This is a genomic window from Streptomyces sp. Root1310 (genome assembly GCF_001426425.1).
In the GTDB taxonomy this organism is placed as follows: Bacteria; Actinomycetota; Actinomycetes; order Streptomycetales; family Streptomycetaceae; genus Streptomyces.
This window is the reverse complement of sequence record NZ_LMEQ01000012.1, coordinates 406924-428677: the sequence shown is the minus strand read 5'-3', so window position 1 is coordinate 428677 and position 21754 is coordinate 406924. Positions and strand designations below refer to the sequence as shown.

19 protein-coding genes are annotated in these 21754 nt (G+C 72.6%); 10 read left to right on the top strand and 9 right to left on the bottom strand.

Annotated features, from left to right (window positions below; translation table 11 throughout):
- Positions 1-197 precede the first annotated feature (197 nt).
- Both ASD48_RS20090 and ASD48_RS20085 read right to left on the bottom strand, forming a co-directional pair.
- Positions 198-1385, bottom strand: coding sequence for a glutathionylspermidine synthase family protein (locus tag ASD48_RS20090; protein WP_057602985.1), 1188 nt, complete (start codon positions 1383-1385; stop codon positions 198-200).
- Between the two features lie 32 nt (positions 1386-1417).
- A complete protein-coding gene (locus tag ASD48_RS20085) occupies positions 1418-1891 on the bottom strand; it encodes a hypothetical protein (RefSeq protein WP_057602984.1) in 474 nt (157 codons plus the stop codon).
- Positions 1892-2020: 129 nt separating this feature from the next.
- Here ASD48_RS20085 and ASD48_RS20080 point away from each other — a divergent pair, with 129 nt between their 5' ends.
- Positions 2021-2887: a DMT family transporter gene (locus ASD48_RS20080; protein WP_057602983.1), complete on the top strand. Its 867-nt coding sequence runs from the start codon at positions 2021-2023 to the stop codon at positions 2885-2887.
- Here the strand turns inward: ASD48_RS20080 and ASD48_RS20075 are convergent.
- Positions 2868-3647 (bottom strand): DUF3050 domain-containing protein, encoded by a 780-nt coding sequence (locus ASD48_RS20075; RefSeq protein WP_057602982.1) that lies wholly within the window; start codon positions 3645-3647, stop codon positions 2868-2870. The genes ASD48_RS20080 and ASD48_RS20075 overlap by 20 nt on opposite strands.
- A gap of 217 nt (positions 3648-3864) precedes the next feature.
- Between ASD48_RS20075 and ASD48_RS20070 the strand changes: the two genes are divergently transcribed.
- From ASD48_RS20070 to ASD48_RS20045, 6 genes are all read left to right on the top strand, one after another.
- Entirely contained in the window at positions 3865-4443 is a 579-nt protein-coding gene (locus tag ASD48_RS20070) for a hypothetical protein (protein WP_057602981.1), read from the top strand.
- Between the two features lie 31 nt (positions 4444-4474).
- Entirely contained in the window at positions 4475-6754 is a 2280-nt protein-coding gene (locus ASD48_RS20065; protein ID WP_057602980.1) for a chorismate-binding protein, read from the top strand.
- Between the two features lie 59 nt (positions 6755-6813).
- On the top strand, positions 6814-8454 hold the full coding sequence (locus tag ASD48_RS20060) for an AMP-binding protein (RefSeq protein WP_079073867.1): 1641 nt from the start codon (positions 6814-6816) through the stop codon (positions 8452-8454).
- Positions 8455-8602: 148 nt separating this feature from the next.
- Complete coding sequence (locus tag ASD48_RS20055) at positions 8603-10186, top strand: class I adenylate-forming enzyme family protein (protein ID WP_057602978.1); 1584 nt, start codon at positions 8603-8605, stop codon at positions 10184-10186.
- Complete coding sequence (locus tag ASD48_RS20050; RefSeq protein WP_057602977.1) at positions 10183-11361, top strand: FAD-dependent monooxygenase; 1179 nt, start codon at positions 10183-10185, stop codon at positions 11359-11361. Before ASD48_RS20055 ends, ASD48_RS20050 begins: the two co-directional genes overlap by 4 nt.
- A 10-nt stretch (positions 11362-11371) precedes the next feature.
- A complete protein-coding gene (locus tag ASD48_RS20045; RefSeq protein ID WP_057602976.1) occupies positions 11372-12175 on the top strand; it encodes an aminotransferase class IV in 804 nt (267 codons plus the stop codon).
- A gap of 179 nt (positions 12176-12354) precedes the next feature.
- Here the strand turns inward: ASD48_RS20045 and ASD48_RS20040 are convergent, their stop codons facing one another.
- Entirely contained in the window at positions 12355-12840 is a 486-nt protein-coding gene (locus ASD48_RS20040) for a carboxymuconolactone decarboxylase family protein (RefSeq protein WP_057602975.1), read from the bottom strand.
- Positions 12841-12870: 30 nt separating this feature from the next.
- Positions 12871-14313 (bottom strand): PLP-dependent aminotransferase family protein, encoded by a 1443-nt coding sequence (locus ASD48_RS20035; RefSeq protein WP_057602974.1) that lies wholly within the window; start codon positions 14311-14313, stop codon positions 12871-12873.
- A 47-nt stretch (positions 14314-14360) separates the two neighbouring features.
- Here ASD48_RS20035 and ASD48_RS20030 point away from each other — a divergent pair, with 47 nt between their 5' ends.
- Genes ASD48_RS20030 through ASD48_RS20020 form a run of 3 tightly spaced genes read left to right on the top strand, consistent with a single transcriptional unit; the run spans position 14361 to position 16119 of the window.
- Positions 14361-14879 (top strand): carboxymuconolactone decarboxylase family protein, encoded by a 519-nt coding sequence (locus ASD48_RS20030; RefSeq protein ID WP_057602973.1) that lies wholly within the window; start codon positions 14361-14363, stop codon positions 14877-14879.
- Positions 14876-15349 carry a carboxymuconolactone decarboxylase family protein gene (locus ASD48_RS20025; protein ID WP_057602972.1) on the top strand — a complete coding sequence of 158 codons (474 nt, stop codon included), beginning with the start codon at positions 14876-14878 and terminating at the stop codon, positions 15347-15349. Before ASD48_RS20030 ends, ASD48_RS20025 begins: the two co-directional genes overlap by 4 nt.
- A 50-nt stretch (positions 15350-15399) precedes the next feature.
- Positions 15400-16119 carry an isocitrate lyase/phosphoenolpyruvate mutase family protein gene (locus tag ASD48_RS20020; protein ID WP_057603540.1) on the top strand — a complete coding sequence of 240 codons (720 nt, stop codon included), beginning with the start codon at positions 15400-15402 and terminating at the stop codon, positions 16117-16119.
- 3 nt (positions 16120-16122) lie between these two features.
- Here the strand turns inward: ASD48_RS20020 and ASD48_RS20015 are convergent, their stop codons facing one another.
- Genes ASD48_RS20015 through ASD48_RS20000 form a run of 4 tightly spaced genes read right to left on the bottom strand, consistent with a single transcriptional unit; the run spans position 16123 to position 21710 of the window.
- Complete coding sequence (locus ASD48_RS20015; RefSeq protein WP_199875877.1) at positions 16123-17094, bottom strand: ABC transporter substrate-binding protein; 972 nt, start codon at positions 17092-17094, stop codon at positions 16123-16125.
- Between the two features lies 1 nt (position 17095).
- Positions 17096-19042: an ABC transporter permease subunit gene (locus ASD48_RS20010; RefSeq protein WP_057602971.1), complete on the bottom strand. Its 1947-nt coding sequence runs from the start codon at positions 19040-19042 to the stop codon at positions 17096-17098.
- The gene (locus tag ASD48_RS20005) at positions 19042-20181 is read right to left on the bottom strand and encodes a glycine betaine/L-proline ABC transporter ATP-binding protein (protein WP_057602970.1); all 1140 of its coding nucleotides are present in this window, start codon (positions 20179-20181) and stop codon (positions 19042-19044) included. The genes ASD48_RS20010 and ASD48_RS20005 overlap by 1 nt, the downstream gene beginning before the upstream one ends.
- Positions 20178-21710: a GMC oxidoreductase gene (locus tag ASD48_RS20000; protein WP_057602969.1), complete on the bottom strand. Its 1533-nt coding sequence runs from the start codon at positions 21708-21710 to the stop codon at positions 20178-20180. Before ASD48_RS20000 ends, ASD48_RS20005 begins: the two co-directional genes overlap by 4 nt.
- Positions 21711-21754 lie beyond the last annotated feature (44 nt).

Below are 21754 nucleotides of genomic sequence, written 5' to 3'. Positions count from 1 at the left end.
CACTCCCAGGCCGCTCCCCGATGGTCCGTCCCATCCCAGCGCGCCAGTCACGGCCCGCTCGCCAGCCTACCGGTCGGGCCCGAATCCCAAGGTCGGGCGTCCACCATGCGAGCGACGCCGGACCCGCGCGGGAGCACGCCCGCCGTACCCCGCAACAGCCGTCGGACCGGGGTTGCGGGGCCCAGGCCGGACCCGGCCTAGAGGATCACGTGGGGCAGGAAGCGGGCGTACTCGTCGGTGATCGGGCCGGAGGACTCACGGATGCCGAGGCCGGCCGACTCGTCCCGCACCGTCCACGCGCCGAGGACGACATGGTTGCCGTCGAACGTGGGCAGGGGCGCCAACTGCTGGTAGCAGCAGGCTTCGTCGGTGCGCGGGCCGGGATCGCCGCCCGGTGGGTGCAGGGTGACGCCGGCGCCCTCGCGGCCCAGCAGTGGCTTGGCGGCATAGCCGGTGGTGGTGGCCAGCTCACGGGGGCCGTCCAGGTAGGCGGGGAGCAGGTTGGGGTGTCCGGGGTACAGCTCCCACAGGACGGCCAGCAGGGCCTTGTTGCTGAGGAGCATCTTCCAGGCCGGTTCGATCCACAGGGTCGTGCCGGTCCCGCCGCCGTTGTCGAGGGTGTCGAGGACATGACCCGCGAAGCGGTCGGTGGTCAGCCACTCCCAGGGGTAGAGCTTGAAGCAGCTGCGGATGAAGCGGAGCTGACGGTCGACGAAACGGCCGGACAGCGGGTCCCAGCCGATCTCCTCCATGGAGATCCAGTCGGTCTCCAGGCCGGCCTGCTCGGCGGTCTCCTTGAGGTAGGCGACCGTCATGAGGTCCTCGCCCAGCTCGTCCTGCGAGGAGTGCGCGAAGTACAGCGGACTGCCGGGCGGGAGCAGGGGGGCCTGCTTCTCCCAGGCGGCGACCAAGCGTTCGTGGAGGGAGTTCCACTGGTCGGCGCCGGGGAATCGTTCCTCCATCCAGAACCACTGGGGGGAGGCCGCCTCGACGAGCGAGGTGGGGGTGTCGGCGTTGTACTCCAGGAGCTTCGCCGGGCCGGTGCCGTCGTAGTGGAGGTCGAAACGGCCGTACACGGAGGGGAGTTCGGCCCGCCGGCGCCAGGCCTCGGCGACCGCCGCCGCGATCGGCGGGTCGGTGATGCCGAGGTCGGCGAGACGGTCGGTCCCGACGAGGTGGTCGGCGGCCGCCAGGCACATGGCGTGCAGTTCCTCGACGGTCTCCTCCAGCGCCTCGACCTCGTCGAGGCTGAAGACGTAGTAGGCGCTCTCGTCCCAGTAGGGACGCAGCCGGCCGTCGGGGTGGCGGGTGAGGGGATAGACGAGTCCCTGGTCCTCGACGGTCCGCTGCCAGTCGGGACGGGGTTCGATGGTGTGACGTCGCACGGTGCCGGTGTCCTGTTCAGCCGCTCGGGGGCTCAGCCGCCGGAGCTGCCCTTGCCGACACCGCTGCCGCTGTCGCTGTCGCCGCCGAACCCGTTCCGGTCGACCCCGCTGCCCCCGCTGCTGCCGCTGCCGCCTCCGCTGCTGCTGCCTCCGCTGCTGCTGCTCGAGCCGGTCGAGCCGCTGGAACCCTTGCCCGGCTCGGTGAAGGAACCGCCGTCGACCCAGGAGCCCTTCTTGTCGCCGCCGTAGTACCAGGCGGCGTCGGTGGCGGCCGTGGCGGACTTGCCGACCTTGCCGGCCGCGCCGGTCTTGCCGGTCTTGCCGGACTGCGTGGACTTGCAGTTCTTGTCTGCGACGACCTTGTAGCCCTTGGTGAGGTTGTAGCTGTCGCGGTCGACGCACCGCTTGTCGGGGTCGGAGGAGCAGGCCGACAGGGCCGCCGCGAGCACTCCCATGCCGCCGAGTACGACCGTGCCCGAACGAAGTCTGCGACGCGCGTCCGCCATGTTCCGTCTCCCCGTTTTCGCATCGCCCCTACGACGATTTCCGGCCGTCAGCCTAGACACCGTGCCGAGGGCGGCCGAAGGCGGCCCGCCCACCAGCCGCTCCCCTACAGTCCTTTCGTGCTCTTCGGAATGGTGTGTGCCCTCGGCGCGGCGGTCTGTTTCGGTACGGCGACGGTGTTGCAGGCGATGGCGGCGCGGTCCGCCGCCGGCGGGAGCGGCGGGGACGCGGCACTGCTGCTGCGGGCGGTGCGGGAGTGGCGGTATCTGGCGGGGCTCGCGCTGGACGGGCTGGGGTTCCTGTTCCAGATCGCCGCGTTGCGCTCGGTGCCGATCTACGCCGTGGGGGCGGCCCTCGCGTCGAGCCTGGCGGTGACGGCGGTGGTCGCGGCGCGGCTGCTGCGGGTACGGCTGAGCCGGACCGAATGGGCGGCGGTGGGAGTGGTGTGCGCGGGGCTGGCGATGCTGGGCCTGGCGGCCGGGACGGAGGGCGAGGAGAGCGGACCGCCGGCGCTGCCGTGGGTGATGCTCGGCGCGGCGGGCGGGGTGCTGCTGCTGGGACTGGCCGGACGGCGGCTCGCCGGGCGCGGACGGGCGCTGGTGCTGGGCCTCGGGGCCGGTTTCGGGTTCGGGGTGGTGGAGGTGGCGGTGCGGCTGATCGACTCGCTCGACCCGTCGGAGCTGCTCACCGACCCGGCGCTGTACGCGGTGCTGCTGGGCGGCGGTGCCGCGTTCCTCCTGCTGACGACGGCTCTGCAGCGCGGGTCCGTGACGACCGCCACGGCCGGGATGGTGATCGGGGAGACGATCGGGCCGGCGCTGGTGGGCGTGGTGTGGCTGGGCGACCGGACCCGGGAGGGGCTCGGCTGGCTGGCCGTGCTCGGCTTCGCCGTCGCCGTGGCGGGAGCGCTGGCACTGGCCCGCTTCGGGGAGGCGCCCGAAGCGGCTCCCGTGGCGGAGGCGGCACCGGAACCGCCGGTCAGGCCATCGCCTCCGTGATGCCGTCCCACAGCCGGGCCCTCGCCTCCAGCGCGAGGGTGGCCGTCTCGACGGCCTCCTGCCAGCGCGTGTCGTCCGTTCCGCACAGGTCGGCGACCATCTGCATCGCCATGGGCGTGTGCTCCTCGCCGTCCACCTCGATGTGGCGGGCCAGGTAGTCGCAGAAGAGCGGGAACCGGCCGGTGCCCTCCTTCTTGATCACCTGGTCGAACATGTCCGGGATGAGGTCCTCCCGGGAGAAGGCGAAGGCGGCGGCCCGGCAGTGCGGCGGCCGGTCGGCGATGATCCGGAAGGTCGTGCGCACGAACTCGGCGGCGGGGGCGGGGACCTGGGCGGCCCGCAGCGCCGAGGGCACGTCGTGGCCCTCGCCGATCAGTGCGAGGAAGGTGTCGATCCGGGTGGTGTCGGCGTCCGCCTCGGCCATGCCGGCCCGGTACAGCTCGAAGTGGCTGGTGAAGCCGCCGTTCAGCTCGTCGCTCTCCTCGACGAGGACGATGTCGTTGATGAGCCGCCGGCCCGCCTCCGAACCGCGCGGCACCCAGGGGACGTCGACGCAGGTGAGGTCGCGCTGGAGCGACTTGAGCAGGGACATGAAATCCCAGACCGCGAACACGTGGTGCGCCATGAAGACCGCCATGTGTTCCCGGCTGCTCATCCGTTGGTAGATCGGATGGGCGGTCACTTCTTTTCGGACCGGTTCTATTGCGGAACGGGCGCTTTCGATTCCCTCGTGGGTCAGATTCCAGTCGTACCTGGACATGGTTCTCCTTCGACGGGGGAGCTCGATCGTGCACTTATCCCGACGCACCGGCAAGCGCTTCCGGAAATCCCGGAGAAGTTACCGGCAGTATCGCTCGACAGATGGAGCCAAGACCGCCGAAAAGGAGATTAAAAGCCGTGTTCCGGACAGTCGAAGACGATTGTAGAAGTTTGAAGAACCTGTGAACGCAAGCGCTCTCTCCCGCGTACTCCACGGTGTGACCAGTAATCCCGTCACCGTCACCGCCGCATATCGCGTGGTGCTGGGCCGCGAGGCCGACTTCCACTCCTGGGGGTGGGCCATGCTGGGCGCGAGCGCACGGCAACCCGGCTTCCTGGGGGGCGGTGTACTTGTCGATGGAGAGGCGGAGTGGCATGTGGTGTATCGCTTCGCGACCGAAGACACGGCCCGGGCCTGGGAGGACTCGGCCGCCAGGGTGGAGTGGGACGACCGGGCGCTGGGCATCGCCCGGCAGACGGACCGCAGAAGCGTGCGCGGCTCCAAGGCCTGGTTCGACGCCCAGACCCCCGCACCGAAGGCGCCGGCCCCGCCGTCGAAATGGAAGTTATGGTTCGTGAATATGAGCGCGGTTTTCCCGCCGGTGCTCCTTTTCAATCTGATCGTGCTTCCCTATCTCGGTGACCTCAATCCGTTCATTCGCACACTGCTGCTCTGCCTGTGTGTGACGGCCCTGGTCACCTGGATTCTCATGCCTCGCCTTCAGCGTTTCTTCAAGAAATGGCTGTATCCGCCGCTCCAGGCGCTTCGCGGACGACACAAAAGACGGACCGCATAGCACCAGAGAACGACCCCAAGGAGGTGGGCGGGTGAAGACCCTGCTCATCGACAATTACGACTCGTACACGTACAACCTGTTCCAGCTGATCGCCGAGGTCAACGGCGAGGAGCCGGTGGTGGTCCTCAATGACGCCCCCGCGGACGCCGTTCCCGATCTCTCCGCCTTCCACAACGTGGTGGTGTCGCCGGGACCCGGTCGTCCGTCGAGGACGCGGGACTTCGGCATCAGCGCCAGGGTGCTCGCCGAGTCCCCGGTGCCGGTGCTCGGGGTCTGCCTCGGCCACCAGGGCATCGCGCACGGGGAGGGCGGCCGGGTGGTGCCCGCCCCAAAACCGCGGCACGGGCATCTGTCGGCCGTCCGTCACGACGGCCGGGACCTCTTCCAGGGCCTGCCGCAGAACTTCACCGCGGTCCGCTACCACTCGCTGTCCGTACGGGAGCCGCTGCCCGACACCCTGGAGCCGACCGCCTGGGCGGAGGACGGCGTCCTCATGGGGCTGCGGCACCGCGAACGGCCCCTGTGGGGCGTGCAGTTCCACCCGGAGTCGGTGCTCACCGAGTACGGCCACCGGATGCTCGTCAACTTCCGGAACCTGACGGCCGAACGGGCCCGCAGACCACGCACCAAGAACACCGCGGTCACCCCGGCCGCGGCGGCGATGCCGAGCCCCCGGGTGACCGTCCCCCGCCCGCGCCGGACCGACCGGCCCGCCCTTCGCCTGCACACCCGCCGCATCGCCGGGGCGATCGACGCGGAGGCCGCCTTCACGCGGCTGTACGCCGACTCGCCGCGGGCGTTCTGGCTGGACAGCTCACGGGTCGAGCGGGGACTCTCCCGCTTCTCGTTCTTCGGCGACGACAGCGGTCCGCTCGCCGAGTTCGTGCGGTACGACGTCGAGGCCGGCCTCTGCGAGATCGAGCGGGCGGGACGGCCGACCCGCAAGGTCCGGGCGAGCGTCTTCGACTATCTCAAGCGGCAGCTGGCGAACCGTCGGGTGGACGCCACCGGGCTCCCCTTCGACTTCACCGGCGGCTATGTCGGCTACTTCGGCTACGAGGCCAAGGCCGACTGCGGCTCCCCGAACCGGCATCGCTCCCCCACCCCGGACGCCTGCTGGCTGTTCGCCGACCGGCTGATCGCGGTGGACCACGAGAGGGGCTTCACCTACGCGGTCTGTCTGGCTGAGGACAACCCCCAGGCCGACCGCGAGGCCGGCGACTGGCTCGAGACGACCCTGGCCCGGCTCACCTCGCTGCCCGCCGAGCCGGACGTGCCGTCCGCCGGGCCGGCGGACGGCACGCTCGCGGTGAGCGGGGCCGGCCCGGGCAGCGGCGATCCGGGCGGCGGTGATCTAGGCGGCGGTGACGTCGAGCCCTGGCTGGTGCGGGACCGGGCGACGTATCTCGCGGACATCGCGGCCTGCCGGCGCGAGCTCGCCGCGGGCACGAGTTACGAGATCTGTCTGACCGACGCCGCGGTGTTACCCGCCCCGGACGACGCGTACGGCTTCTACCGGGTGCTGCGCAGGGTCAACCCCGCGCCGTACGCGGCCTTCCTGAGATTCGGCGACCTCGACGTGGTCGGCTCCTCGCCCGAACGGTTCCTGCGGATCACCCGGGACGGTGTCGCCGAGGCCAAGCCCATCAAGGGGACCGCGCCGCGCGGCGCCGGTCCGCTGGAGGACGCCCGGCTCAGGGACGGGCTGGCGGCGGACGCCAAGACCCGCGCCGAGAACCTGATGATCGTCGACCTGCTCCGCAACGACCTGGGGCGGGTCAGCCGGACCGGGACCGTGCGGGTCTCCCGTCTCATGGCCACCGAGACGTACGCCACCGTGCACCAGCTCGTCTCCACCGTCGAGGGCCGGCTGCGCGAGGGCACGGACGCGGTGGACTGCGTGCGCGCCTGCTTCCCCGGCGGTTCGATGACCGGGGCGCCCAAGCGGCGCACCCTGGAGATCATCGACGGTCTCGAGACCGAGGCGCGCGGTGTGTACGCGGGGGCCCTGGGCTACCTGGGGTGCAGCGGCGGCGCGGACCTCAACATCGTCATCCGCACGGCCGTCCTCGCCGACGGCCTGATGCGGATGGGGGCCGGGGGCGCGATCGTCCTGGACTCCGATCCGGCCGCGGAGTACGACGAGATGCTGCTGAAGACGGCCGCGCAGATGCGGGCCCTTCGGGAGTACGGCGCGGCCGCCCGGGCTCCGGGCGGGCCCGATCGGGCCGAGGCGCGGGCGGGCGCGGGCCACGCCCGGCGCACGCCCCCCGGACCCGGCCCGGCCACCACGAGGGGGACCACCCGATGACGACGTCCCAGCCCACGACGTCACCGTCCAGGACGTCACAGCCCACGACGTCCCCGTGCATGACGTCACCGTCGACGACGTCACCGTCCAGGACGTCACAGCCCGCCACGGCTGCGCCCCTCACGGCAGGCTCACCCGGTGACCCCGGGGGTCCGGGTGCCGGGGCCGGGAATCTCGCCGTGGAGCTGAGCGCGCTCGCCGAGCGGAGGGGGTGGGGTGAGCGGGCCGCGTTTCATCAGGGGCACCAGGTGTGGACCCACGGTGAGGTGCACGAGCTGGGGGCACGGGCTGCCGGGGTGCTCGCGGAACTCGGGGTACGGGCCGGGGACCGGGTGCTGCTGGCGCTGCCCGACGGGATCGCGTGGGTCGCGGCCTTCCTCGGCGTCGCCCGGCTCGGGGCCGTGGCCGTCCTGGTCAATCCCGAACTGCCCGCGCCGGAGCACGCGTTCATGGCCGTGGACGTCGACGCCGTGCTGTGTGTGACCGGGCCGGGTCTCGAGGACCGCTTCCCGGACCGGGCATGCCTCGGTGCCGACCAGTTCCTCGCGCTCGCCCCCGCCGCCGAGCCGGCCGCCGCCCACCCGGTGGACGCGCGGACGCCGCTGTACGTGCAGTACACCTCCGGCACCACGGGCCGCCCGAAGGGGGTCGTGCACACGCACGGCGACCCGGCGACGTACCACGACCTCATCGGCCGACGGCTGCTCGGGATCACCGAGGAGGACGTCACGCTGTCGGTGTCGAAGCTGTACTTCGCGTACGGCTTCGGCAACGCCTTCGTCTTCCCGCTCTTCTCCGGCTCCAGCGCCGTCCTGGTGGACCGGCGTCCGACACCCGCCGCCGTGGACGAACTCGTCGCCCGGCACCGGGTGAGCCTGCTCTACTCCGTGCCCTCGGCGTACGCGGCGCTGGTCGCCGACCGGGGCAGCGGTCACGCGGCCTGTTTCGCCTCGGTGCGCGCCGCGGTGTCGGCAGGCGAGGGCCTGCCGGACGGGCTCGGCGGACAGATCACCGAGCTGCTCGGCGCACCCGTGCTGGAGCAGATCGGTTCGACCGAGGCCGGTCACGCCTTCTGTGCGAACAGTCTCGGCCACGACCGTCCGGGCACCGTCGGACGTCCCGTGCCGGGGTTCGAGGTGGAGCTGCGCGACCGCGCCGGACGGCCCGTGCCGGACGGTACGGAAGGGGAACTGTGGGTGCGCGGGCCGACGGTGACACCCGGATACCTGAACCGGCCCGAGGAGACGCGGCGCACGCTGGTCGGCGGCTGGCTGGCCACCCACGACCGGGCGCGCCGCGAACCGGACGGCACCTACCGGCACCTGGGCCGCACCGACGACATGGAGATGGTCGGCGGGATCACCGTCTCCCCGCTGGAGGTGGAGGCCGTCCTGCGCACCCACCCGGCGGTCCGCGAGGTCGCGGTCGCCGCCGTCCCGGACGGGCTGGGCCGCACCCGCCTGCGCGCCTTCGTCGTCCCGACCACCTCCGCCACCCCCACCAGCCCTACCAGTCCCACCAGTCCCACCAGCCCCGGCGTGCCGGCCCGGCTCACCCGGCTGGAGGCCGAGCTCGTCGCACTGGCGCGGGAGCGGCTCGCCGCGTTCAAGGTGCCGCGGGGCGTCAGCTTCGTCGCGTCGCTGCCCCGCACTCCCACCGGCAAGCTCCGTCGGCATCTGGTGCGCCAGGGGGCGTGGTGACCGCGTCCGCCTCCCTGTCCCCCTCTCCGTCCGCGTCCCCGTCCTCCTCTTCGTCCCCGTCCCCGAGCGGCTCCCGGCCCCCGTGTGCCGCCTCCCCCATCCGCCTCCCCCATCCGTGTCCCCGTCCGTGTCTGAGAGGAACAGCCACATGTCGCAGCAATCCCTGCTCGCCGACCGCGGGTTCTACCTGGGTCCGTTGTTCCGGCGGGCTGCCGAGCGGCACGGAGCCGTCTTCGTCACGCTGGACCGGCCGCTGGACACCCACCCCTCCCTCGGGGTCGACCTCGACTACCGGAAACTGGCCGACGTGGTCGAGGAGTTGTCGGGCCGGCTGTGGGCGGCGGGGGTACGGCCCTCGGAACAGGTGGTCGTACACAAGACGGACAACGTCGACATCGTTCTGCTGACCTGCGCGGTCTCCCGTATCGGCGCCGTCCCGGTGCTCCTCTCCCCCGGCCTGGCCGGCCCGGTCGTCGGGCAGCTGCTCGAACGGCTGCGACAGCCCTGGCTCATCACCGACCGGGCCAAGCTGGACGGGCCGCTGAAGGACGCCGGCATCGCCTCGCAGGTGCGCCGGACCCTCTCCGTCGACGACGCGCCCGGCGCCGAACCCCTGGCGAAGTACGCAGGCTCCGAGCCGCCCGCCCCCGTCCGGCTGCACCCGCGTGAGCCCGCCCTGATCACCCACAGCTCGGGCACGACCGGCGTCCCCAAGCTGGCCGTGCACTGCCCGAACACCATGTGGAACCGGTTGGTGCCGCAGAAGGCGATGGGCCGGCCCACCCGGGGCGAGACCGCCGCGCTGCACATGTCGTTCGTGCACTCGCGCTTCTATCATCTGCTCGGCGTCCTGCTGCACTTCGGCAGCCCGCTGGTGCTGATCACCGACCCGGAGCCGGCGAGCGTGGGACCGCTGCTGGCCCGGCACCGCCCCGGCATCGTCGAGACGCACCCCAACACCTTCGTGCTGTGGGAGGAGCTGGCCGACGCACCCGGGGCTCCGCTGTCCCGGGTGAAGTCGTACGGCTCCACGTTCGACGCGATCCATCCGCGCACCGTACGGCGGCTGCTGGGCGCCTCGCGTCGCCGTGCGCCGTGGCTGATCCAGCTGTACGGGCAGAGCGAGACCGGGCCCGTCGCGTTCCAGTGGTTCACCCGGCGCAGCGTGGAGCGGGCGGACGGGCGGCGGGTGGGGATCGGGATCCCCGGCTTCACCCGGGTCCGGGTCACGGACCCCGACGGCAGGCCGGCCGCGCCCGGCACTCCCGGGCGGATCGAGGCCCGTACCCGGGGACGCATCCTCACCTACCTCGGCGCGCGGGCGCAGTACGAGCGTCAACTCGACGGCGGCTGGTGGCAGATGGGCGACATGGGATACATGAGCCGCCTGGGCGCCCTGCATCTGATCGACCGGGAGGTCGACCGGATCGACGCCGTGCACAGCAATCTGGCGGTCGAGGACGCGCTGATGGAGCGGCTGGAGGAGCTCCGCGAGGTCGTGATCGTGGCCGGCGCGGACCGTGAGCCGGTGCCGGTGGTGTGTGTGCGGGGCGAACAGCCGCTCGACCCGGAGCGCTGGCGGGAGGCGACCGCCGATCTGCCCGCGATGGCCGAGCCGCGCCAGTGGCGGTTCGAGGAGCTGCCGATGACGGCGACCTGGAAGGTGAAGCGGGTGGAGATCACCCGGATGCTGGCACGGTCGGCGCAGATCCGAGCGGGCGTGCGCGCGTGAGCCCCGTGATCGTGGTGGGCGCGGGTCCGGTCGGCCTGTCGGCCGCGCTGGCCCTGCGCGCCCACGGGCTGCCGGTCGTGCTCCTGGAGGCGGACCCCGCGGACCGTGAACGGCCGGGCAGCCGGGCCCTGTTCGTGCACCGGGAGACCCTGCGGCTGCTCGACGCGATGTCCCCGGGCCTGGCCGCCGAGATCACGGCGTACGGCCGGACCTGGCACACCCGGCGCACCCTCTACCGGGGCCGCGAGGTGTACGCGCGCACCTTCCCGCCTCCGTCCGGGCTGCCGCCCTTCACGAGCCTGCGCCAGCTCGACACCGAGCGCTTCCTGCGCGCCGCGTGCGAGCGGGCGGGGGTGGACTTCGTCTGGGGCGCGCGGATCGAGGGTGTCCGCGTCTCCGGGTCCGGTGTCACGCTCGTCGGCGAGGGCGGACGGGAGTGGAGCGCCGGGTACGTCGTCGCCGCCGACGGTGCCCGCTCGGCCGTCCGGGGAGGGCTGGGCATCCCCATGGAGGGCGTGCGCGGCGAGGGCTTCCACGTCGTCGTCGACGTGGCGGACGTGCCGGACGCCGAGCTGCCGCTGGAGCGGGTCTTCCATTACGAGCATCCGGGCGCCGGGGGCCGCAGTGTGATGCGGGTGCCGTTCACCGGCGGCTTCCAGGTGGATCTCCAGTGCCGCGACGACGACCCGGAGGAGGCCTTCGGCACCGAGGACGCCGTGCGGGAGTGGCTGCCGGGGGTGGTGGGCGACGGGTACGCCGACCGGATCCTGTGGGTGTCGGCCTACCGCTTCCTGCGCAAGGTCGCGGCCTCCTTCACGGACCCGCACGGGCGGGTGCTGCTCGTCGGCGAGGCCGCGCACCTGTTCCCGCCGTTCGGCGCGCGTGGCATGAACAGCGGGATCGCCGACGCGGCGGCGGCCGCGCGGGCCGTGGCCGCCGGAACGCCGGAGGCGGTGGCCGCGTTCGCGGACGTACGGCGGGCCGCGGGGCTGTTCAACAGCGAGGCCGCCGGACGGGCCCTGGAGCATCTGCGGCCGCGGCGTCGGACCGTGCGGCTCGGACAGCGCGCGGCGGCGGCCCTCGCGCCCGTGCTGCCCGCCTGCGGCTCATGGCTGGAGCACGCGCCGTACGGACCCCGGGGCGGGGCGCCGGCGGTGGCGGGCGGGAAGTACTGAGGAGGACCGAGTGGGTGCACGACCGGCCTTCGGTGAGGGGCTGTTCACGTGGACGCCCGGCCGTGGGCTGACCGCCGCCGCGGGGTCCGTGGCGGACGGGCCGCTGCTGGTGGCGGACTCGTGGCTGGTGCGCGAGGGCCGGGTGCGCGGGTACGGCCGGCACCGGGAGCGGTTTCTGCGGGCCTGCGCGGAGTGCGGCGGCCCGGAGCCGCGCCGGCTCGTCGAGTTCTGGCAGGACGTGACCGCGGCGCTGCCGCGCACCGGCGACTGGTTCCCCCGGGTCGAACTCATCTTCGGCGCAAGGGAGTTGCGACTGCGGCTGCGGCCGGCCCCGCCGCTCGGCACGGAGGTGCGCCTGTGGTCCGTCGGCCAGCCGGACCGGCGGACCGCGCCCCGCCGCAAGGGCCCGGATCTCGACGTTCTGGCGCGGGTGCGGGGGCGGGCCGTCGACGAAGGGGCGCAGGAAGGGGTGCTGGTCGGCCCGTCCGGGACGGTGCTGGAGTCGGCCACCGCGAGCCTGCTGTGGTGGGAGGACGACCGCCTGTGCCTGCCGCCGCCCCGGCTGCCCGTCCTGCCCGGTGTGACCGTGGGACTGGTCCGGGAGCGGGCCGAACGGTCCGGGATCACCGTCGCCCGTCGCGAGCGGACCCTCGCCGAGCTGGACGGCCGGGAGGTGTGGACGGTGAACGCGCTGCACGGACTGCGACCCGTGACGAGCTGGATCGGTGAGCCGATGACGGCCGGGCCCGCGGTACGGGCGCCGGAATGGCGCGAATGGCTGGAACGCCTGCCGGAGCCGCTTCCCGGTCGATAGAGCGCGGGGCGGATGAAGCAGAGAGAGGGGACCGCGGCGCGGGTGTGACACAGGGCGAGGAAACAAATAGACGGGCACCGGCAAATATCGCCGATGCCCCTGTTCCGCATTGCCCGGAATCCCTTTCTCGGGAATCCCTTCACCCGGAGCGCCTCTGCCCGGAATTACTTTGTCCGGAATTACTTCCCGGCCGGCTGATAGGCCCCCGGCACCATGCGCGTCGCGATGGCGATGCGGTTGTACGCGTTGATGACCGTGGCCGCCCAGATCAGCGCCGCCACCTGGGCCTCGTCGAAGACCTCCGCGGCCTCGGCGTAGACCGCGTCCGGCACCTGCCCGTCGTGCACCAGGGTCACCGCCTCGGTCAACGCCAGTGCGGCGCGCTCCCGGACGGTGAAGAAGGGGGTCTCCCGCCAGGCGTTCAGCGCGTAGATCCGCTGTTCGGCCTCGCCCTGGGCGCGGGCGTCCTTGGTGTGCATGTCGAGGCAGAACGCGCAGCCGTTGAGCTGTGAGGCGCGGATCCTCACCAGTTCCAGGATCTCGGGTTCGACCTTGGCGTCCAGGGCGGCGGAAACGGCGGCACCGTGCAGGGATCCCATCGCAGCGGAAACATCGGGGGTTGTCTTCTTGAGGGCCACGCGGGAAACGGAATTGTTGTTCGTCATGGGGTGACTCTAACCCTTGCGACCGGGAATCTATCCGGGAAAAGGAATTCCGGATCCGTTCTCTCCGAAAGGAAGCGCCGCGCACAACGCGTCCAGGGCGCCGGACCAGGCGTGGTCCGGCGGGGTCCCGTAGCCGACGACCAGGGCGTCGAGGGGCTCCGTGACCGCGCCGGGGTGGCGGTAGCGGGGGGTGAGGCCGTCGACCGCCAGGCCCTGGTAGGCCGCCGCCCGCAGCACCGCCTCCTCCGTGCCGGGCGGCAGCCGCAGCACGGCGTGCAGGCCCGCCGCGATGCCGGTGACGCGGATCGCGGGGGCGTGCGCGGCCAGGGCCGCGACCAGCGCGTCACGGCGCCGCCGGTAGCGGGTACGGGCCGCCCGGACATGACGGTCGTACGCGCCCGAGGTGATGAACTCCGCCAGCGTCAACTGGTCCAGCACCCCCGAGGTGTCCACCCCGCCCTTGGCCGCGAGCACCTCCTCGGCGAGGTCCGGCGGCAGCGCCATCCAGCCCAGACGCAGGCCGGGAGCCAGTGACTTGCTCGCGGTGCCCAGGTACACCACGTGGTCGGGGTCCAGGCCCTGGAGCGCGCCGACGGGCTGGCGGTCGTAGCGGAACTCGCCGTCGTAGTCGTCCTCCAGGACCAGCCCGCCGGTGCGCCGCGCCCAGTCCACGACGGCCGCCCGCCGGTCGTGGTGCAGCGGTACGCCCATCGGGAACTGGTGGGCGGGGGTGAGCAGGACCGCGCCCGCGCCCTCCGGCAGCCCGGGGTCCGTCAACAGCCGCGTGTCCGTGCCGCGTTCGTCGACGGGCAGCGCGGTCGTGACCAGCCCGGCCGCCGCCAGCAGCCTCCAGTGCTCGTCCAGGCCGTACGAGTCGACGGCGATCGTGCGCACCCCGCGCGCCCGCAGGACGGTGGTGAGCAGTCCCAGACCGTGCGCGAACCCGGCGCAGACCACGAGGCGTTCGGGGTCGGCGCGCACGCCGCGGGCACGGGCGAGGTAGCCGGCGAGGGCGGTGCGCAGTTCGGCCCGGCCGCGGGGGTCGCCGTAGCCGAGGGCGTCGGAGGGGGCGGCGGTGAGGGCGCGGCGGGCCGCCCTGAGCCACTCGGCGCGCGGGAAGGACCCGAGGTCGGGGGTGCCGGGGCGCAGGTCGTAGGCAGGCCGGCGGCGCTCGGGGCGAGCGGGAACCGCGCCCGCGGCCGGGACGGTCCTCCCCTCGGCCACCCGCGTGCCCGAGCCCTGGCGGGCGGTGAGCCAGCCCTCGGCGACGAGGCCGGCGTAGGCGTCGGCGACCGTGTTGCGGGCGATGCCCAGGTCGGCGGCGAGCGAGCGCGAGGAGGGGAGCCTGGTACCGGAGGGCAGCCGGCCGCTGCGGACGGCCTCGCGCAGGGCGTCGGTCAGGCCCCGTCGCAGATGCGGCCCGGTCGGTTCCAGATGCAGGTCGACGCCGAAAGTGGCCCAGGATCTCGCCATGGAAATGGACCATACTCCTGGGCTGCCCCGCTCCTAGGGTCGAGGGCATGACGACGCACGCAGACCCCACGACCACCGACGGACAGGTTCCCCACGCCCCCGAGCACACCCCCCGGCTGGACTGGTCGGCGCACGCCCCCGAGGTCCTCAAGGCGATGCTCCGGCTCGACGCCGCCGCCCGCAAGGGCCTCGACCCGAAGCTGGTCGAGCTGGTGAAGGTCCGCGCCTCGCAGATCAACCGCTGCGCGCTCTGCGTCGACATGCACAGCAAGGACGCGCTCGCGGCGGGCGAGAGCGTCGAGCGGATCATCCAGCTCAGCGCGTGGGAGGAGTCGGAGCACTTCTACACCGAGCGGGAACTCGCGGCGCTGGCCCTCACGGAGGCGGTGACCGTGCTGACGGAAGGGTTCGTGCCCGACGCGGTGTACGAGCGGGCCGCCGGGCACTTCGAGGAGGCCGAGCTGGCGCAGCTGATCGCCGTGATCACGGTGATCAACGCGTGGAACCGGTTCGGCGTGACCTGTCGGCTGGTGCCGGGCCACTACCGGCCGGGGCGGCACGCATGAGCCGTACGAACCTCCTCGACCGCGAGGTCGGCCGGGCCATGTCCGCGCTCAGCGCGGCCGCGAAGCAGGGTCTCGGCGACCCCGCGCTCGCCGAGCTCGTGGTGATCCGCGCCTCGCAGCTCAACCACTGCGCGTTCTGCCTCGACATGCACCTCACGATCGCCCGCGAGCACGGGGTGAGCGAGAAGCAGCTCGATCTGCTGAGCGCGTGGGAGGAGGCGGGTGACGTCTACGACGAGCGGGAGCGGGCCGCGCTCGCGCTCACGGAGGCGGTGACCGTGCTGACCGGGGGCACCTCCCAGGCCTCCGGCTCCGGGGCGGGCTTCGTGCCCGACGCGGTGTACGAGCGGGCGGCCAGGCACTTCGACGCCCCGCGGCTCGCGCATCTCCTCGCGCTGATCACCGCCATCAACAGCTGGAACCGGGTGATGGTGGCCCGCCGTATCCCGCCCGGGGGTTACACACCATGAGCGAGGTGGACGCCGTGAGCGAGGTGGACGCCGTGAGCGAGGTGGAGGCCATGAGCAAGGTGGACGTCTTCCGCCGGCTGCACCACGGCCGGCTGCCGGACGACCCGCTCGTGCTGCCCGGCCCCTGGGACGCGGCCGCCGCCCGGGTGTTCGCCGAGGCCGGGTTCCCGGCGCTCGCGACACCCAGCGCGGGCGTCGCCGCCTCCCTCGGGTACGCGGACGGGCGGACCCCGGCCGACGAGATGTTCGCGGCGGTCGCCCGGATCGCCCGGGCGGTGGACGTGCCGGTGTCGGCGGACGTCGAGGGCGGGTACGGGCTGCCCCCGAAGGAGCTGGTGGAACGGCTCCTGGAGACGGGCGCCGTCGGCTGCAACCTGGAGGACTCGGCCGACGGCGTCCTCAAGGACCCGCGGGAGCACGCCGAGTGGCTGGCCGAGGTGCGGCGCGCGGCGGGCGACCGGCTGTTCGTCAACGCGCGCGTCGACACCTTCGCTTACGGCGACGGGGATCCGGACGACGCCATCGCACGGGCGGCGGCGTACGTGGCGGCGGGCGCCGACTGCGTCTATCCGATCGGCGCCCCGGCCGCCGTCCTGCCGTTGCTGCGGTCCGGGACACAGGGGCCGCTGAACGTGTTCGCGCAGGTCGGCGCGGGCCCCTCGCCCACCGCACTCGGTGAACTCGGGGCCACCCGCGTCACGTTCGGACCGGGACTCCAGCAGCGGGCGACGGCCCTCCTGCGGGACCTCGTCACCGAGCTGCGGCCGTGACCGTCAGGACAGCCACGCCTTCCACGTCGACGCGTGGCTGTCCACCCACTTCTTGGCGGCCGCCTCCGGAGTGAGCTTCTGGTCCGCGATCATCAGCGACACCTCGTTCTGGTCCTCCGTCGTCCACTTGAACTTCTTCAGGAAGGCGGCCGCCTTGCCACCGTCCTTCGAGAAGTCCGAGTTGAGGTACTTCTGGAGCGGGGTGTGCGGGTAGCCGCAGGCCACCTTGTCCGGCTCCGCGTCGCAGCCCTCCTTGTAGGCGGGCAGCTTCACCTCGGTCATCGGGACCTTCTCGAAGAGCCACTGCGGGGCGTACCAGTAGGTGAGGAAGGGCTTCTTCTCCTTGGCGAACTGCCTCATCTGGGTGATCTGGGCGGCCTCGGAACCGGCGAAGACGACCTGGTAGTCGAGCTTCAGGTTCTCCACCAGGGCCTTGTCGTTGGTGACGTAGGACGGGGAGCCGTCCATGAGCTGGCCCTTGCCGCCGCTCTCCGCGGTGCGGAACTGCGACGCGTACTTGTTCAGGTTCTTCCAGTTCGTGACGTCCGGGTGCTGCTTGGCGAAGTACGTCGGGACGAACCAGCCGATGTGCCCGGTGACGCCGAGGTCGCCGCCGCGCGCGATCGTCTTCTTGTCGTCGACGTAGCGCTGCTCCTGGTCGGGGTGACCCCAGTCCTCCAGGATCGCGTCGACCCGGCCCTGGCTGAGGGCGTCCCAGGCGGGCACCTCGTCGACCTGGACGGTGTCGACGCGGTAGCCGAGCTTGTGCTCCAGGAGGTACTGGGCGACGGCCACGTTGGCCTGCGCGCCCACCCAGGACTGGACCGAGAGCGTCACGGTCTTGGCGCCCTGCGCGTTGGCGAAGGGCGAGGCCTGCTTGGTCATGTCGGCGGCGCCGCAGCCGGTGAGCAGCAGGAGCGCGGACGCCCCGGCGGTCATGGCAGTCGTACGAAGCCGCAGGTCACGAAGTCGCATGTCACGCTCCCTTCTTCACGCGGCGGTCGGCCGGCTGGGTCACCCGGTCGAGCATCAGGCCGAGGCAGACGATCGCGGCACCGGCCACCAGACCGGTCGCGAGGTCGCCCTGGGCGAGCCCGAACACGGCGTCGTAGCCGAGCGCGCCGCCGCCGACCAGACCGCCGATGATGACGACGGCGAGGACGAGGACCACACCCTGGTTCACGGCGAGCAGCAGCGCGGGCCGGGCGAGCGGGAGCTGCACCTGGCGCAGTTGCTGTGTGCCGGTCGCGCCGAGGGACCGGGCGGACTCCATCGCCGCCGGGTCGACCTGGCGCAGGCCCTGGGTGGTGATGCGGACGACGGCGGGCAGCGCGTAGACGACGGCCGCCGCGACGGCGGGGGCGCGGCCGACGCCGAACAGGGCGACGACCGGGATCAGGTAGACGAACTGCGGCATCGTCTGGAACACGTCCAGGACCGGGCGCAGCACCTGTTCGACGCGGTCGATGCGGGCGGCGGCGATGCCGGTCGCGAACCCGAGGACGAGGGTGACGGCGACGGCGGCCAGCACCTGGGAGAGGGTGTCCAGGGACGGTTCCCACACGCCGAGCACACCGGTCGCGGCCAGCGCGAGGACGGCGGTCAGCGCGGTGCGCCAGGTGCCGATCGGCCAGGCGATCGCGGCGACCAGCAGCAGCACGGCCCACCAGGGCAGGCCCTGGAGCCCGGACCGCAGGGGGTCGAGGACCCAGGTGGTGAAGTGGCCGGCCCAGTCGGCGGTGCCGCCGATCACGGGCACCCCGGAGTAGAGGTGGTCGGTCATCCAGTCGACGGCGTCGTTGACCGGGGCGGCGATGCCCACCGTCCAGGTGTCGGGCCAGTCGAGCCGGCCGGCCACGCGTCCGACGAGCGCCACGGCCACGGCGGCTGCAGCGGCGTAGAGCCAGGCGGCCCGGTGGCTGCCCGGTTCGCCGTCGCCGGCGCGGCCCGCGGCGGCCGTGACCCGGTCCAGGACGACCGCGAGGAGCACGATCGGGATGCCGGCGGCGAGGGCCGCGCCCACGTCGACCGAGGCCAGCGCCTGGTAGACGCGGTCACCGAGGCCGCCCGCGCCGATCACCGACGCGATGACGGCCATGCCCAGCGCCATCATGATCGTCTGGTTGAGGCCGAGGAGGAGTTCCTTGCGGGCCAGCGGGATCCGGGCGGTCAGCAGGCGCTGCCGGGCGGTCGCGCCCAGCGACTCCACCGCTTCCAGGACCTCCTTGTCGGCGCCGCGCAGTCCGAGCGCGGTGAGCCGGGCCATGGGCGGGGCGGCGTAGACGACGGTGGCCAGGACGGCCGCCGGGACGCCGATGCCGAAGACGAGCACGACCGGGAGCAGGTAGGCGAAGGCGGGCAGCACCTGCATGGTGTCGAGGACCGGGCGCAGAGCGCGGTCCATGCGCTCGGAGAGACCGCCGGCCAGGCCGAGCACGACGCCCACGACGACCGACACGAGGACGGCGACGATCATCAGGGCCAGTGTCTGCATGGTCGGCACCCACATGCCGAGCAGGCCGCAGGCCAGGAACGCGGCCGCCGTGCCGAGCGCGAGCCGCACCCCGGCCACCCGCCAGGCGACCAGCGCGGCCGCCGCGGTGACCCCGGCCCAGCCGGCGCCGAGCAGCACCAGGTAGACGGCGCGCACCGAGAGGACCACGCCGTTGCTGAGGTAGCCGAAGAAGTAGAGGAACAGGGGGTTGCTGTCGCGGTTGTCGACGATCCAGTCGCTGGCTCCGGTGAGCGGGTCGGTCAGGTCGACGGTGAGCGCGTGCGGCCAGGTGCCGCTGGACCACCGGGCGTTGGCCAGGGGGACGAGGATCGCGGCCGCGAGCGCGAGGAACAGCAGCTTGCGGACGGCCTGGTGTTTGAGGAAGCCCGGGAGGGCGACCCGGGGGGCGGGTGTGCTCAGCGTGGCCATCAGACCGCCTCCTTGCGGGGCTCCGTTCCGACGGCGACGGATCCGGCCCCCCGTCCGGCCGGGACGGCCGCGGGGCCCGTGCCCGCCACCACGCCGAGCAGTCCCTCGTGGTCGACGACGCCCAGGCAGCGCCCCGAGTCCATGACCCGTACCGGGACGCCGGCCCGGGCGACCGCCTCGATCGCCTGGGACACCGTGGCGTCCGGGGACACGGCCGGGCCTGCGCCCGCCTCCTCCGCGGAGGCGGACCGCATGGCCGTACGCACCGTCAGGACCTGCTCGCGCGGCACGTCCCGGACGAACTCGCGGACGTAGTCGTCGGCCGGGGAGCCCACGATCTCCTCGGGGGTGCCCAGCTGCACGACCTCGCCGTCGCGCATCAGGGCGATGCGGTCGCCCAGCTTCAGCGCCTCGCTGAGGTCGTGGGTGATGAAGACCATCGTGCGGCCCTCCTCGCGGTGCAGCCGGACGACCTCCTCCTGCATGTCGCGCCGGATGAGCGGGTCGAGGGCGCTGAAGGGCTCGTCGAAGAGGAGCACCTCCGGGTCGACGGCCAGCGCGCGGGCCAGGCCGACGCGCTGCCGCTGGCCGCCGGAGAGCTGGGCGGGCCTGCGCTGTTCCATGCCGTCCAGGCCGACCTTGTCGACGACCTCCTTGGCGCGGGCGCGTCGCTCGGCGCGGCCCATGCCCTGGATCTCCAGGCCGTAGGCGACGTTGTCGAGGACCGTGCGGTGCGGGAGCAGGCCGAAGTGCTGGAAGACCATCGCGGCGCGGTGGCGGCGCAGTTCGCGCAGCCGGGTGCGGTCCATCGCGCGGACGTCCTCGCCGTCGACGACGATGGTGCCGGCCGTCGGCTCGATCAGGCGGGTCAGACAGCGCACCAGGGTGGACTTGCCGGAGCCGGACAGGCCCATGACGACGAAGACCTCGCCCTTGCGCACGTCGAAGGAGACGTTGCGGACGGCGGCGGTGCAGCCGGTGCGGGAGCGGAGTTCGGCGGGCGGGAGCGCGGCGAGTTCCGGGTCGGCCGGGACGCTCTCGCACTTGGGTCCGAAGACCTTCCACAGACCGTCCACCGAGAAGACGGGGGCGTCGGTGTCCGTGGTGGGCGGCTTACGGGTGGCGGGCATGATCGTCATCGCGCATCGTCTCCGATCAGGTCGACGGCTTTCTCGCCGACCATGAGCACCCCGATCATGGGGTTCACGGCGGTCATGGTGGGGAACACGGAGGCGTCCGCGATGCGGATGCCCTCCAGGCCTCGGATCCGCAACCGTGGGTCCACCACGGCCAGTTCGTCGTCCTCGGCGCCCATGCGGCAGGTGCCCGCCGGGTGGTAGACGGTGTGCGCGACCTTGCGGGCGTACTCGCTCAGTTCCTCGTCGCCCGTGACGTCCGGGCCCGGCGCCACCTCGCGCTTGAGCCAGCCGGCCAGCGGCTCGGTCTTCGCGATCTCGCGGGCGATCCTGATCCCGTCGACGAGGGTGCGGCCGTCGTAGTCGTCCTCGTCGGTGAAGTAGCGGAAGTCGAGGGCGGGCTTCACGGACGGGTCCGCGCTCTCCAGGTAGAGCCGGCCGCGGGACTTCGGCTTGGGGATGTTGGGGGTCATCGAGACGCCGTACGGCGGGCGTTCGTAGCCGAGGCGTTCCGGGTTGTCCGTGAAGGGGACCTGGTAGAAGTGGAACATCAGGTCGGGGCCGTGGTGGGCGGGGTCGCGGCGCACGAAGAGACCGGCGTCGGAGTCCATCGCGGAGTTCTCCGGGATCGGACCGTGGGTCTCCCAGACGATCACCGACTCGGGGTGGTCGAGGAGGTTCTCGCCGACGCCGGGCAGGTCGAGCACGACGGGTATGCCGAGCGCGTCCAGGTCGGCCTTCGGGCCGATGCCGGAGTGCAGCAGCAGCCGGGGCGTGTCGACGGCGCCCGCGCACAGCACGACCTCGCGCCGGGCCCGTACGAGGATCTCCTCGCCGTCCTTGGTGCGGACGTGCACGCCTTCCGCGCGCGTGCCGTCGAGCTCCAGGCGGTGGGCCCAGCTCTCCAGCAGGATCGTCAGGTTGGGCCGCTCGTCCATCACCGGGTGCAGATAGGCCACCGAGGCGCTCGACCGCTTGTTGGTCTCCGGGTGGTAGGCGAGGTCGAAGAAGCCGACGCCGTCGTCGAAGGGCTTCTGGTTGAAGCCCTCGATCCGCGGCACTCCGGTCGCCCGCTGCGCGGCGTCGACGAAGTCGCGGGCTATGGCGTTCCGGTCCTTCTCGTCGACCGGGACGATGTTGTTCAGCAGGCGTGCGTAGTACGCCTCCATCGGGACCGCACCCCACCCCTCGGCGCCGGCCGCCTCCCACTCGTCGAAGTCGGACGGCAGCGGCTTGAAGGCGATGAGCGTGTTGTGGGAGGAGCATCCGCCGAGGACGCGGGCGCGGCTGTGCCGGATGTGGGAGTTGCCGCGCGGCTGCTCGGTGGTCGGGTAGTCGTAGTCGAGCTCGCCACCGAGCAGGCCCATCCAGCGGCGCAGGGTGAGGACGTCGTCGCGGCCGACGTCGCTGGGGCCGCCCTCGATGACGGCGACGGTGGTGTCGGGGTTCTCGGTCAGCCGGGAGGCGATGACGGAACCGGCGGTTCCGCCTCCGACGACGACATAGTCGTAGACATGTGCGTTCTCTGGCATGGGGGGTACTCCAGGGGCGTGCGAAGTCTTTCGGGCAGGCTCGG